At 62.1% G+C, this 13,028-nt stretch carries 12 protein-coding genes and 1 pseudogene; 7 read left to right on the forward strand and 6 right to left on the reverse strand.

Going from position 1 to position 13,028, the window contains the following annotated elements; all coding sequences use genetic code 11:
- Positions 1–13 precede the first annotated feature (13 nt).
- Both groES and P9217_RS29405 read right to left on the reverse strand, forming a co-directional pair.
- Positions 14–307, reverse strand: a pseudogene (gene groES / locus P9217_RS29400) (co-chaperone GroES); the annotation flags it as partial.
- 62 nt (positions 308–369) lie between these two features.
- A complete protein-coding gene (locus P9217_RS29405) occupies positions 370–717 on the reverse strand; it encodes a hypothetical protein (RefSeq protein WP_063169239.1) in 348 nt (115 codons plus the stop codon).
- A 1,010-nt stretch (positions 718–1,727) separates the two neighbouring features.
- Here P9217_RS29405 and P9217_RS29410 point away from each other — a divergent pair.
- The 7 genes from P9217_RS29410 to P9217_RS29440 all read left to right on the forward strand — a co-directional run bounded on the left by P9217_RS29410 (position 1,728) and on the right by P9217_RS29440 (position 9,695).
- Complete coding sequence (locus P9217_RS29410) at positions 1,728–2,051, forward strand: DUF736 domain-containing protein (protein WP_024505644.1); 324 nt, start codon at positions 1,728–1,730, stop codon at positions 2,049–2,051.
- 181 nt (positions 2,052–2,232) lie between these two features.
- Positions 2,233–2,502, forward strand: a complete 270-nt coding sequence (locus P9217_RS29415) for a helix-turn-helix domain-containing protein (RefSeq protein ID WP_024505645.1) — start codon at positions 2,233–2,235, stop codon at positions 2,500–2,502.
- Positions 2,499–3,047, forward strand: a complete 549-nt coding sequence (locus P9217_RS29420; RefSeq protein ID WP_024505646.1) for a S26 family signal peptidase — start codon at positions 2,499–2,501, stop codon at positions 3,045–3,047. The genes P9217_RS29415 and P9217_RS29420 overlap by 4 nt, the downstream gene beginning before the upstream one ends.
- Positions 3,035–3,718 carry a lytic transglycosylase domain-containing protein gene (locus P9217_RS29425; RefSeq protein WP_024505647.1) on the forward strand — a complete coding sequence of 228 codons (684 nt, stop codon included), beginning with the start codon at positions 3,035–3,037 and terminating at the stop codon, positions 3,716–3,718. Before P9217_RS29420 ends, P9217_RS29425 begins: the two co-directional genes overlap by 13 nt.
- A gap of 178 nt (positions 3,719–3,896) precedes the next feature.
- Positions 3,897–5,867, forward strand: coding sequence for a relaxase/mobilization nuclease RlxS (rlxS, locus tag P9217_RS29430; protein ID WP_063169238.1), 1,971 nt, complete (start codon positions 3,897–3,899; stop codon positions 5,865–5,867).
- A 355-nt stretch (positions 5,868–6,222) separates the two neighbouring features.
- The gene (locus P9217_RS29435) at positions 6,223–7,209 is read left to right on the forward strand and encodes an ATP-binding protein (protein ID WP_024505649.1); all 987 of its coding nucleotides are present in this window, start codon (positions 6,223–6,225) and stop codon (positions 7,207–7,209) included.
- 17 nt (positions 7,210–7,226) lie between these two features.
- Entirely contained in the window at positions 7,227–9,695 is a 2,469-nt protein-coding gene (locus P9217_RS29440) for a S8 family peptidase (RefSeq protein WP_063169237.1), read from the forward strand.
- 206 nt (positions 9,696–9,901) lie between these two features.
- Here P9217_RS29440 and P9217_RS29445 read toward each other — a convergent pair whose 3' ends face one another.
- From P9217_RS29445 to P9217_RS29460, 4 genes are all read right to left on the reverse strand, one after another.
- Positions 9,902–11,461 (reverse strand): E2 ligase fold family C protein, encoded by a 1,560-nt coding sequence (locus P9217_RS29445; RefSeq protein ID WP_024505651.1) that lies wholly within the window; start codon positions 11,459–11,461, stop codon positions 9,902–9,904.
- A 3-nt stretch (positions 11,462–11,464) separates the two neighbouring features.
- Positions 11,465–11,851 (reverse strand): Mov34/MPN/PAD-1 family protein, encoded by a 387-nt coding sequence (locus P9217_RS29450; RefSeq protein ID WP_236383243.1) that lies wholly within the window; start codon positions 11,849–11,851, stop codon positions 11,465–11,467.
- Positions 11,852–11,949: 98 nt separating this feature from the next.
- Positions 11,950–12,567 carry a putative metal-binding protein gene (locus tag P9217_RS29455; protein ID WP_024505653.1) on the reverse strand — a complete coding sequence of 206 codons (618 nt, stop codon included), beginning with the start codon at positions 12,565–12,567 and terminating at the stop codon, positions 11,950–11,952.
- Positions 12,560–12,856: a DUF2604 domain-containing protein gene (locus tag P9217_RS29460; RefSeq protein ID WP_024505654.1), complete on the reverse strand. Its 297-nt coding sequence runs from the start codon at positions 12,854–12,856 to the stop codon at positions 12,560–12,562. The genes P9217_RS29455 and P9217_RS29460 overlap by 8 nt, the downstream gene beginning before the upstream one ends.
- Positions 12,857–13,028: the final 172 nt, after the last annotated feature.

The raw sequence follows: 13,028 nt of genomic DNA on the forward strand, positions 1-13,028 counted from the left end.
GGGCCTGATATGAGCCGATGATGCCCATGATGTCGGATTCCTTCATGATCAGAAGGTCTTCGCCATTGAGCTTGACTTCCGTGCCCGACCACTTGCTGAACAGGATGCGGTCGCCGGCCTTGACGTCCAGCGGGACCAGCTTGCCAGCTTCGTCACGAGCGCCGAAGCCGACAGCGATGATCTCGCCTTCCTGCGGCTTTTCCTTTGCCGTGTCGGGGATGATGATCCCGCCAGCGGTCTTGGATTCGGATTCGACCCGGCGAACGACCACGCGGTCATGCAGCGGGCGGAACTTCGACTTTGCCATTTTCGGATTTTTCCCTGGTGCGCTGTTGAGGGGTTTTTGTTAGCACTCGCGATGGACGAGTGCTAACGCGATAGTGAGGTAGGCTGTAAGCGGGCACTCGTCAAGACGGACGAGGGCAGGCGAGGAGCTCTGGCCCCCTCCCCGGTGGAACCCAACGCATACGCGGCATCCGCGTTGATGGCTGCGAGCCCCACATTTCCATTGAATTCGGCGTCATGACGCCAACTTGCTCGCGCCGCTTCCAAGTCGTCAGTCGTGCTGCCGTCAGCACGAACATAGGGCTGCGCTTCACTTCCCGTCGAAGCCGCGGCAAGCAGCGTCGCCGTCAGCACGCTCCTTTGCAGATGCTTGCCAAAGGTGGACAGTGAGCGCACCTGCGCCGGGCTGTTGGTGCGAACGTAAGACGTCATTGACAACTCCTTTTTGCAAGTCGAGCCCCTTCTCCACCTTCGGCCGCCGTCGACGCGAAGAAGTCCGCATCGCGTTGAAGACGAGCTGCGAAAAAGAGAAAGATGTGTTTGATGGCTGCGGCCCCAACGGTGCCTTCAGATTTGAGATCACTTCCGCCGCGAGCGGCTGAAGCTCCTCGCAACGTCAAATCGAATCTGCTGCCAAGCCTCCAGGAAAGGAGAGCATTGCTCATCTCGCGCTTGTGCATGCAGTCAACCTTCGATCCGTGTTGCCACATCAAGAGCAAATGCCGTGCCAAAGCTCACTGGGAAGTGAACGCATGGCTCTCCCTGAAAACCTCACAAATCCAGCATGGTCAATTGTGCGGAACCCGACATGCGTCTTCTGCCACTGTCAGCTTTCGGACAGGCATGACGCGTTTCGCGCCGACCACCGGTCGATCGGTTTTGGGGCCGGTCTGTTCGCCTCATAAGAGCGCGTTACATTGCGTAGCGGTTTCCCGAGCGCCGCCACATGACACTGGACCTGCAGGTAGCACCGGCTTCTCATCCAGCCTTACTTTGGCCCCCTCGCGTATCAAATTCCCGCTGGCGAGCCCTGCTTTCATAGATCGCACCATGCCGGATGTCTGCTCTGGCGCCCGACCCGCTGGCACGATCTCGATCCGGCATAAGGGCGCAGCATCTTTGCAGGCCGTTTCATCCCGGCGTCCTGCTTGGCTGACAGACCGCACTTGGCGAGCGGTCTCCATGCTCTCTCCAAGGACCATCCCTGCGGCTGGCTTGTCGACCTATGGGCGGGTCCGGCCGCCCGAAACCCTCGCGCCATCAGCTTTTTTCCCCGCCGCCTGCGGCGGCTTCCTCGCGCCGCTTCGCTCACAAAAAAGCTGCCCGCTCGGGTCCTTCACTGTCGCTGCGGCCCTGTCGGATTCAGGCGGTCCTGACGCGCCCATTACGGTGCGCCATCGCAGGGGATGGTCCCCGGCGAAACCACAAAAGGAGACTTCGAAATGACCGCGATCGGTTACGTCAACAAGCAGGAAAACGGCGCCTACAAGGGCCAGTTCAAGACGCTCAGCGTCCGCGCCGACATCGATATCGTCCCCAACCAGGCCAAGAGCGCCGATAACCATCCCGACTTCCGGGTGCTTACGCAAGGGGTCGAAGTCGGCGCTGGCTGGATCCGCACCGGCGAGACTTCCGGCAAGGATTATGTGAGCCTGTCGATTGCAGCGCCGGAGTTCGGACCGCGCAAGCTCTACGCCAATCTCGGCCGAGCCGCCGGCCAGGACGATCACGACACCTACGCCATCATCTGGAACCCGGCCGACTGACCGGCCGAGATAAGAGCCTCGCGCCGCAGCCCCGGCGCGGGGCTCATTCCCAGGAGTTCCACCCAAACCCCGTCCGCCCTAAAGGGCGGCGAAAACTCTCCCCCGACTCTTCGCCCGTCCCCGAGACGATCTCCCTCGCCCATCCTCGCCCTCGCTTGTCCGAAGCGAAACGAGGATCATCATGGACGACGAAAACGAACGCGCGGCCCGCGCGAAAAAGGGCAGCCCGTTTCTCAGCACAGCCCAAGCCGCCTTCTATATCGGGCTCTCCCAGCGCACGCTCGAAAAGATGCGGCTCAAGGGCGGCGGCCCGAAATTCCGCAAGCACGGCCGCTATGTCCGCTATCACATCGACGAACTCGACCATTGGTCGAAAGGACACCCGCAGCACTCCATCGCCGGCGATGGCAAGGCCGGTTCCGGCCAGGGCGGCACGGGAGGCCGTTCATGAGGCGGCGCCCTTCCATCCATCTGATCGGCAGCCGCCTGAGGCGTGTTCGAGCCCGTAAGACGGTCGCCTTGGCCGCGGCCGGTCTCGGTCTTTTGGGCTTCACGGCGCTGGGAAAGCCCGCCCCTTGGCTGGTCTGGAACGCCTCGGCCAGCGCGCCGATCGGCCTTTACCGCATCGCTGCGGGAGCGCTGGCGCGTGGCGATCTCGTGCTCGTGCGCCCGCCTGAATACGCGGCGTATCTCGCCGCCGAGCGCAGCTATCTGCCTCGCAATGTGCCGCTGGCAAAACGTCTTGCAGCGCTGCCGGACGATAATGTCTGCGCCTTCAATGACGCCATCATCATCGGCGGCGACATCGTCGCGCGCCGGCTCAAAATCGACGCCGAAGGCCGACCTTTGCCATGGTGGAACGGCTGCCGAGCGCTCGGGGATAACGAGGTTTTCCTGCTCGGCAGCGACAAAAACCGCTCCTTCGACAGCCGCTATTTCGGGCCTGTTCCCACTCAAAATGTCATCGGGAGGCTCGTACCACTATGGACCGAGTGACCCTCCTCTTGTTGGGCATGATCGCCATTGCGCCATGCGCCTGTTCCGCCTCGACCGGCGCTGAGCCGGTCGCCATCTCCCAAAGTCCGCAGCTGCGAAAGTGGCAGACGTTGGTATCGGAAGCAAGCCGGCGCTTCCATATTCCCCAAGCCTGGATCTATGCCGTCATGGCTGCCGAAAGCGGCGGCAAGACAATGCGCGGCGGCCGCCCCATCACCTCCCCCGCTGGCGCCATGGGCCTCATGCAGGTGATGCCCGGCACCTATGAAGAGATGCGGGTCGAACACGGCCTTGGGCCTAACCCCCACGATCCGCGCGACAATATCCTGGCCGGCACGGCCTATCTCAGTGCCATGTATGACCGCTTCGGATTTCCTGGCCTGTTTGGCGCCTACAATGCCGGTCCCGAGCGCTACGACGAGCATTTGAAGCGTGGCAAACCGCTGCCAGAAGAGACCGTCGAGTACCTCGACCAACTCAAGGCGGCCGGAGTTTCGGCGGCCGACATCGAGGCGTTCGAAAGCCAATCTGTCGCTCCAAAGGCGCAAATCGCTCCTCTCGGACGGTCGCTGTTCTTCATTCATGACGGTGTTCACTCAGGCGTGCGAAACGGCGATCTCTTCGTGCCGCTCGGCAAGGACGGCGCGCAGCCGAAGGAGCCGGTGCGTTAGCCATGGCGGACGGGGGCGCGTCTGGCGGGGCTGGGCGCGGAAGGCAAGATAAAGGTACCGCCTCCAGGAGGCGGTTAAATCTTTGTCTGCACATCGTTTTTCCGGGAGGCTGCCGCCGGTGCCAAGAGGGTTTGACGTGTAAGTGTCTGATTTTGCTTGATATGTCTGGGAGGCTCGCATTAAGGATGACGAGTTCAGGCCGAAGCTCGGCAAAATCGGGTCGCGCGGCTCGAAGGCCGGCAAACGCTATGCCGGCCAGGTTCGTGCGGCGATCAACCGGGCTGGCGGCCGGCCGCAACGCGGTGGTCGCTTCACAGGAAGCCGGACAGGGCGCGGCGGGGCGGCCGCCGCACTGCTGAAATCGCGCGACCGGTATGCCGCCTTCCGCCAGCGCCGGGTGATCGTCAAGGCGCGGGTCGTCAAGCTCGCCGGCAAGGGCGCGGACGGGGCGCGTGCCCATCTACGCTATCTTCAGCGCGACGGGGTCACCCGCGAAGGTGAACCTGGCGAGCTCTACGGCGCCGACAGCGGCCGCGTCGACGGCAAGGCGTTCATCGATCGCGCGGACGGCGACCGCCATCAGTTCCGCTTCATCGTCGCTGCCGAAGACGGCATCGAGTACGACGACCTCAAGGCGCTGACGCGGCGGCTCATGGCGCAGATGCAGGAAGACCTCGGCACGAAGCTCGACTGGGTCGCGGTCGATCATTTCAACACCGGCCACCCGCACAGCCACATCATCGTCCGTGGCAGGGACGACCGTGGCGAGAACCTGGTCATCGCGCGCGAATATATCTCATCTGGCATCCGCGAGCGGGCGGCCGAGCTGGTCAGCCTCGATCTCGGTCCGCGAACCGACCGCGAGATTGAGCTTCGCCTGCGCCGGGAAATGGAGCAGGAACGCTTCACCAGCATCGACCGTCGGCTGCTCAGCATGCGTGATGATGACGGCCTGGTCTCGCCGGGCGGTCCCGACGCCATTCGCCAGACGCTGCACCAGGGACGGCTGCGCAAGCTCGAGCGGATGGGTCTGGCCGCGGAGGTCGGCGCTGGCTCCTGGCGCCTCGACGATGAGCTCGAAGCCACGCTGCGCCGCACCGGCGAACGCGGCGACATCATCAAGACCATGCACCGCGAACTGACCGGCAAGGGGCTTGCCCGCAGGGCCGCCGACTGGGTGATCCACGATCGATCCGGCGAGCCCGTCCAGTCTCTCGTCGGTCGCGTTGTCGCGCGTGGACTGGCCGACGAGATCAATGACCGCCATTACATGATCGTCGACGCCGTCGACGGTAAGAGCCATTGGATCAACATCGGTAGAGGCGAGGCGATGGAAACGATGCCTAATGGCTGCATCGTGCGTGTCGCGCCAAGGAACACCGAGCCGAGGCAGGTCGATCGTACCATCGCCGAAATCGCCGCCGCGCATGGCGGCCGTTACGACGTCGATATGCACCTGAAGCATGACCCATCCGCCACCGAGAGCTTTGCGCGAACGCATGTGCGGCGGCTGGAGGCGATCCGCCGCGCGACCGGCGGCGTTGAGCGAGAGCCGAACGGCACCTGGCTCATCGCGCCGGACCATCTCGATCGCGTCGCGAATTATGAGGGCCAGCGGGCCAGGGCCGAGCCTGTCGTTGCCGACAAGCTCTCCTCAATGGCGCTGGAGCGACAGGTCAGCTTCAACGGCGCCACCTGGCTCGACCGGGAGCTGGTTGCCGATAGACCCGAGCCTTTGCACGGATCCGGCTTCGGCCGCGACGTGAGAGAGGCGCAAGCTCGCCGGCGGCAGTGGCTGATCGCGCAAGGCCTCGCGCATAAAGAACAGGATGGGATCGTCTATCGAGCCAACATGCTTTCGATCCTGCGCCAGCGAGAACTGAACCGTGTTGCTGGCCAACTGTCGGAGGAACTTGGCCTGCCCTATGCCGAAGCGCGATTCGGAGGACGAGTAGAGGGTACGCTCCGCCGCTCCGTCGAGCTTGCCAGCGGAAAATATGCCGTCGTTGAAAAGTCGCGCGAGTTCACGCTGGTGCCATGGCGGCCGGTGCTTGAGCGCCATGTGGGCAAGGAGGTCTCCGGTGTCGTGAGTGGGGAGGGGATTTCATGGACCGTCGGCCGGCAAAGGAGCGGACCTGGTGTTTCGTGAGATGGTGTACAGCTTTTTAGCCAGCGGCGCGGGCAGCCATGCGAGCCCGCGTAGACCTTATGGCCGCACGCCCGCAATCGGTCGCATGGACCTGCCAGGCGGGGCGGCTTTGGAGCGTTCGGACCCGACACGCTGCGTGAGTGGCCAGACTTCGAGCGCTCGAAGATGCGGACTGTTGTCTGCTGGCCGGCGTTATTCCGGCTGGCCTATGACCGCGGCGCAACAGTTCACCGCTGAAGTTGCCACGGGCGAACATCGACAAGAGAAAAAACACCATTGCGCGTTACAAATCGCCGTTGAAAGCGTTTAGGTTGCATGCGCTTCGCCAAGTAAACGGATACCCCAGAAGAGAGCCATGACCACGGCCCGCCATATCGTGACGCTGCTTAAAAGCCACATTGCCGGCGACGAGGATCGTTTCCTCTCTATCGCGATGCAGCTTGCTGCGCATGAGGCACGTCAAGGCCATGGCAAGCTTGCTCAGGAGCTCAAGGATCTGGTCGACGCAGCCAAGAGCAGGGACGCCCGGATTGCCAAGAGCAGTCGGCCGGTTCCCCTTTTTCAGCCAAAGGGCGAACTCGCAGGCCTCCTGCATGTGCGCTATCCGGACCTGCGACTGACGGACATGATTTTGCCGGACAGTCTGCGCTCGCGCCTGCACCGCGTGCTGGGAGAGCAGCGCCAACAAGCAAGCTTGCGCGAGCACGGGCTTGTTCCCCGTCGCAAACTGCTTCTGGTCGGCCCGCCAGGATCAGGCAAGACGATGACCGCATCGGCATTGGCCGGGGAGCTTCATCTGCCCCTTTTCATGATCGTCCTCGATGGTTTGATCACCAAGTTCATGGGAGAGACTGCCGGAAAGCTGCGGCTTGTTTTTGATGCAATGCAGGCGACGCGGGGCGTCTACTTCTTTGACGAATTCGATGCCATCGGCGCGCGTCGAGGCGAACGCCAGGATGTTGGCGAGATTCGGCGCGTGCTGAATTCGTTTCTGCAGTTTCTCGAGCAAGACGACAGCCACAGCCTGATTATTGCGGCAACAAATCATCCCGAGCTGCTCGACAGAGCTTTGTTCCGCCGTTTCGACGATGTCATCGAATACGCCGTGCCCGATCGGCCGATTATCGAGGCGCTGCTTCGGGCTCGACTCGACCGCTTCGACACCAGAGGGCTTGCCTGGAACGAGGCGATCTCTCAGGCAGAGAGACTGTCGCAGGCCGAGATCACCCGCGCGGCCGACGACGCTGCAAAAACCATCATATTGCGGGGGGGGAAGCGGATCACCTCGGAAGCGCTCATCGACGCTCTGAAGGAACGCCGGCAGGCTTCGCTGTCTGAGTAGCGACAGCACAGATCATAATGGCAGACGATTTTCCGCGCGACCGCGCCCATATCCACCTTCGCAACAACGGCATTCGGGAAGCCTATCGGCGGCCCAACCAACTTATACATGCACCGCCGCTGCCGGCGCGTGATCGGGCGTCGCATGCTGCGGCCTTGACGCAATCCATCGAACAAGCGGTCGAAAGTGCACGCCAGCAGATTGCGGCGCGTGACCCCCAGCTGTCGGTCGGCACGCCTGGCTTTTACCTCGAGATCGATCTGCCCATGTCCGGACGGGCGGCCCTCGACCAGTTGGCCGATCGTCGCCAGCACATGGAGCTGGTCGCCGTCCATGAGCCAACTCAACCCGGTGCTCCCATCACAGCGTCGGTGTTCCTGCCGCAAAGCGCGCAAGCCTATTATTTGCGGAAAGTCGAGGCGTATCGAGACGTTGACACTGACCGCGGCAGACCGCGCAACGAGCCGCTCGTCTCCCGCATGGAGACAGTCAGGCTGGCGACTGCACGATCGTTGTTTACCGACCACGACGACCTCTTCCCCCAGGCCGCTGACGAGCAGGTGTGGTGGGAAGTCTGGCTGCGCGACGGTCGCCGCGAGAACTTCGAGCACATTGCCGAAGCCCTGAACATCACTTTGCGCACGCATGCGGTCAGGTTTCCGGAGCGGGTGGTCATGCTGGCACTCGCCAGCACGGCAATGCTCGACCGCATGATTGCGCACAGCGATGTCGTCGCCGAGCTGCGGCGCGCGAAGGATACGCCGTCCTTCTTCATGGGCCTTGGCGGCGCGGAGCAAAGGGACTGGAGCGACGAGCTTCTCGGGCGCGTCAGACCGCCTCAATCCGATATTGCGGTCTGCATTCTCGACAGCGGCGTACGTCGCACCCACCCGTTGATCGAACCCGCACTTGCCGTTGAAGACTGGCACACCGTCAAACCGGCATGGGGCAGCGACGACACACCTGCGTGGAGCGGCCACGGGACGCGAATGGCAGGTGTCGGCCTGTACGGTGATCTGGTCCCGCTCCTGGTCGGAGGCGATCCAGTTCCATTGCCCTTTCGGCTGGAGAGTGTCCGTATCCTTCCGCCAGAAGACGAGGCAAACGATCCAGAACTCTATGGCTCGATCACCGCGGAAGCGATCGCCCGCGCCGAGGTGCAGGCGCCGGAGCGCCGCCGCGCGATCGCAATGGCTGTGACAAGCGCCAGTCCGGCGCGTGGAAGGCCCACATCGTGGTCTGCCGCTATCGACCAACTCTGTTTCGAAGAGGAGCAGCGACGCTTGATCGTTCTCTCTGCCGGCAACATCGGCGATGACCTCATGCCGGCCGAGCATTTGACGCGCAACGATCTGGAAGCAGTCGATGATCCTTCTCAGGCCTGGAATGCGCTGACGGTCGGCGCTTTCACAGAAAAGGTCGATATCATTGACACCGACTTTGCGGGCTACGCTCCGATCGCGCCGGTCGGCGAGCTCTCGCCGCGCAGTCGCACTTCGGTCGTTTGGGACAGGCAGTGGCCGGTGAAGCCCGAGGTCGTCTTCGAAGGCGGCAATCTCGCCCATGACGGTGTGTTGCCTGGCGAGCCGATCGACGATCTGCAGATATTGACCACTTTCTATCGACCCGAACTGCGCCACTTCACCACCCTCGGAGATACGAGCGCGGCAACGGCCCATGCCGCACGGATGGCGGGACTAATTCTATCAGCGCGCCCCGAGCTGTGGCCTGAAACGGTTCGCGCCCTGATCGTCCACTCGGCCGAATGGACTCCGGCGATGCGCGCACGCATCGATGCGTGCAACGGAGCGAAGGGCGAGATCCAGGCGCTCGTGCGGCGCTATGGTTACGGCGTGCCAGATCTTGGGCGCGCGCTTCTGTCAACGGTGAACGACCTCACGCTTATCGTTGAAGATGAGCTTCAGCCTTTCCAGCGCGAGGGCGGCGCGGCTGCCAAAACGCGTGACATGAAGCTGCATCGCCTGCCTTGGCCGAAGGAGCAGCTCGCGGCGCTCGGCGCTGCCCAGGTCGAGCTCCGCGTCACGCTGTCCTATTTCATCGAACCCAACCCCGGTGAACGCGGATGGACCCGCCGGCATCGTTACGCGTCCCATGGTCTTCGGTTCAGAGTAAAGTCAGCGACCGAGACAGTCGACGAATTCCGAGCCCGCATCAATCAGGCCGCTCGGGACGAGGAGGAAGGGGCGCCTGCTGGAGGCGGAGAAGAGTGGCTGCTCGGCACCTTCCGCGATCGCGGCTCGTTGCACGCCGATTTCTGGTCGGGCAGCGCCGCCGATCTCGCCGAGCGTGATGCGATCGGCGTGTTCCCGGTCGGGGGCTGGTGGAAGGAGAAGCCTTACCTGGAACGCGTCGACGCTCTGGCTCGGTACGCCCTGATTGTGACGATGCGGGCGCCTGGGGTCGATGTTGACATCTTCACACCCGTCGAAGCAGCCCTGACTGTCGAGACGTCGGTCGAGACCTGATGCAGCACTGTCCAAATCGGCCAACAACGGAGGTTTGACCAGCCTCTGGTGCCATGGCGGCTGGTGCTGGATCATCACGTCGGCAACAGGGATCATGCGCGGAGGACGATAGGCCGGCAAAGGAGCGGGCCAAGCGTGTGATAATGGCGCCCATGGTCACGCCCACAAGCCGCGCCCCCTGCGTCTACGGAGAGGTGCGCGTCTGTTTAGGCGGCCGAGACATCGCTTACCTGATCAACGCGCTCGCCGTATTTGCGCCTGTAAGCGGCAATGAAATCGTCGTCGCTACAGATGCAGCGGCCGCTGGAGTCCTTGGCCTTCGGATCGTGCAAGTGAGAGCCAAGGGGGCGCAGAAGATTCACCCGAGTGCTCGTCGTCGGGCTCATGGGAAACCCCGCACTATGTTTGACCAAATCCGCGGCAAGCATAATCCCGGCAAGCACCGACTGAAAGGCCATCGGAACCACAGTTCGAACGCGGCGACTTCCTTCGCTAAGCTGGAACACCAGACCGCCGCAGATAGCCTGCTGATAAAAGGAGCGCAGGGGCTGGCCGACAAACGGGGCTAGCGGTTCAAACGGCACAGCCATCGCTGTAGCCACGCGAACTACAAAGTCGTTGGGAACTCCGGCATTGGTCTGCAGGAGCGTTTTCACCTGCTCGTGTGCTTCCGGTATTCCGAGTTCCTCGGCAATCAGCTGGTGCTCGTCCTTGGATTTTCCGGATGGCAGGTACATGCAACAAAGGCAAGCCTGGCCGTCATCGAAACCATGCCGGGAGATACCGAGATCGTGCTCCTGCGTCCAAGCGTTTGCGATCCATCGCGGCAGTGCACCTTGGACAGCCAGACGGTCGGCGGCGGTGTCAAGCGCCACACCCACTTGGTCGAAGACCCAATTGCCCCGGCGCGCAACATATTCTGCCCACGTCAGAGGGTGCGCCTCGACCTCAAGGGCAGTCGATCTAAGGGCGGTGGCTGCAAGAACCGCTTTGGACATACCAATCTCCGCCTGGCCAGCCAATGCGTAGCGCTGCAGGTTTGAGAGTTCGATCGCTTCGTGATCGATTACATGCAGACGACCTTTGAGATCGGGTTGTCTCGCTAGCGCCCAAAGCGAGCCATGGCCTATCGCACCGAGCCCAACGAGGTGGGTTTCGCCAAGGTCGACTGGGAAGTCGATCGGGCCAGGCTCTCCGGCTTTGGTCTTGTCGTAGCTGCATAGCGAGAGGTCGATGGTTTCGTCCAACTCGGCGCCGGTCAACTGGGCAGCGAAGATAGTTCGAAAGACGTTGGCGGCGCCGAAGCAACTGGCGGCGCCAGCTCCATAAGGCAGCAGACTTGGGCCAGAGCCCACCGGGTCCGTACGCGACAGCTTTGCCGCCCAACCGTCCGATCCCACGAAAAAGATCGGGCACCGGAGTGATGGGCGCGTTACCCCTGCAACGACGCAGACGGTGGCAGACTTGCCGGAACGCCGGATGCCGACTTTTGGATTGATCGACTTTGCCAAGCGCTCCAGCGCTTGGGCTTGAGAGCTCGCCGCGCTGTCCAGCGGGAGTATCGCCAGAACCGGGTAGAGCCTAGCGAGCAATCTCACCGCAAGATCTAGTGTCGCCTGGCCTTCGGCGCAGGAAGCGGCCTGATGGTCGAAGGCGACTGCCACGACCTGCTTTTCAAGAGCTGCTTTGAAGTCTCCCAGATGAAAATCGGCCAGGACCTGAGATGCCGCCGTGGCGGCGCGATCGATGAAGTTAGCGAATGCCATTGTTCAACTCGATATCATGATCATTCGCGACAGTGCCGCGGGAGGGAGCGCATTCCATTTGGCCTTTTCGTCAAGCCGATAGGCGGCGACCCGAGCAAAATCGAAAGGCTCGCGGGCGAAATTCGGCACTACCAGCGACAGACACCCAACCGTGGTAGCAACCGCATAAGCGTCGTCCGTCGTCGAATGGTAGGCGCGGCCCGGATGGCTGTGAATCTGGGCCAAGAGTTTCAGGCCGCTTTTGTAGAGCCAGACATTGAGCCGGTGCAGTTCTTCGGCCGCAACGATCACGCAAACGCCATCGTTTGTCCGAATGTGACGCTGCGCCGGGATAACCGTCTCTGTTACGGCAAAGTGCCGCTCTTGCTGAACGCCGACCCAGAGCGCCATCCCCTCATTGCCCTCGCGACCAACTGAGCGCAGATGCCCATGCGTGGTCGAGATGCAGCCGCGCGGGAGAGTCACGATCGTTACATCTCTCAAACCAGTCATTCTTGTATCGCCTGAGGGGATACCACCATTCCTACGATTGTCGGTTGGAGTTGAATCTGCAACTGCTCTATAGGAACGATTCCGTACTTGATGATCTTGTCCAGGATGAAGGCCAAACAGCCTTCGCCAGAACCCCGATGAAGCAGCCATGGATCACCTGAATGGGCTGGATTGTCGTGGTATTCCCGGACGCCCGCCATGCACAGGAATGGTTCGTCCTCGGGACTGTTGGCCTGGATGAAGTCCGTCAGCGGCACGGCGTTCTGCTGGATGAGAGCTCCTATCATCTCCGGCGGCGTTCCGGGCAGCGGCGGACGTCTAAGCATTTTCAGGTATAGATCTTTCCGGGCAATCGGATGACGCGTAAACGGATCGACGAAGACCACGGACGGTGGTCTTAAGTCGTAGTCGGTGAAGTCGACCTCGCTCGCTGCGCTGACCACCCGTGGCTTTAACTTGGGGCTGGCGAAAATGAAGAAAGCGCGCGGAAAGGTCGCCTCGATCAAGAAGCAGCCCTGAGCCCGATAGACATCAGCATATGGCCGGAACCGGCCGATCTCCCGATCAAACTTCGCTCGGGAGACCTCCGGATCCACACTTTGGTGTTTAGGCACCTGCGACGCCCGCCTTCAGGCTGAGGAACAGGGTCACAGTATTCGGGAAACCGAAGTCGCCAAGCTTCTTGTCGACATCGAGCAAGTTGCCGGCCTCATCCTTGAATTCCCAATTCTCGGCTGGTTGGGCGACATTCTGCGTGTTCTCAAGGGCTTTGGTACGAATGACGTGAAGCGGCTGGTTGGGATTGGCTTCGACCTGCGTGGGCTGGCCGTTCACCACCACCGTGATCTCGATCTTGCCCGGTCCGCCGCCGTGATTATCGCCCTTACCCGAATCCTTCGACATTGTCCTACTCCTGTGGCTTGCCAACCGCCCCACGCCCTGGCGCCCACCTGCGAGTGAGACCGGCGGTCTTCAATCGTTCACCCGGCGCCACGGCCGCGAGTACGCGAAAGACAGGGGATAAGCTACCGAATCGGTGCTTGCCTTCTTTTATGGGTGACTTGAGCCGCAAGTA

The organism is Mesorhizobium sp. WSM4989 (assembly GCF_029625795.1).
Lineage (GTDB): Bacteria > Pseudomonadota > Alphaproteobacteria > Rhizobiales > Rhizobiaceae > Mesorhizobium.

Coding starts and splice junctions, on each gene's coding strand:
- P9217_RS29460 (WP_024505654.1), bottom strand. CDS start 12,856: ATGTCGAAGGATTCGGGTAAGGGCGATAATCACGGCGGCGGACCGGGC.
- P9217_RS29425 (WP_024505647.1), top strand. CDS start 3,035: ATGGACCGAGTGACCCTCCTCTTGTTGGGCATGATCGCCATTGCGCCA.
- P9217_RS29450 (WP_236383243.1), bottom strand. CDS start 11,851: ATGGCGCTCTGGGTCGGCGTTCAGCAAGAGCGGCACTTTGCCGTAACA.
- P9217_RS29405 (WP_063169239.1), bottom strand. CDS start 717: ATGACGTCTTACGTTCGCACCAACAGCCCGGCGCAGGTGCGCTCACTG.
- P9217_RS29420 (WP_024505646.1), top strand. CDS start 2,499: ATGAGGCGGCGCCCTTCCATCCATCTGATCGGCAGCCGCCTGAGGCGT.
- P9217_RS29435 (WP_024505649.1), top strand. CDS start 6,223: ATGACCACGGCCCGCCATATCGTGACGCTGCTTAAAAGCCACATTGCC.
- P9217_RS29410 (WP_024505644.1), top strand. CDS start 1,728: ATGACCGCGATCGGTTACGTCAACAAGCAGGAAAACGGCGCCTACAAG.
- P9217_RS29440 (WP_063169237.1), top strand. CDS start 7,227: ATGGCAGACGATTTTCCGCGCGACCGCGCCCATATCCACCTTCGCAAC.
- P9217_RS29445 (WP_024505651.1), bottom strand. CDS start 11,461: ATGGCATTCGCTAACTTCATCGATCGCGCCGCCACGGCGGCATCTCAG.
- P9217_RS29415 (WP_024505645.1), top strand. CDS start 2,233: ATGGACGACGAAAACGAACGCGCGGCCCGCGCGAAAAAGGGCAGCCCG.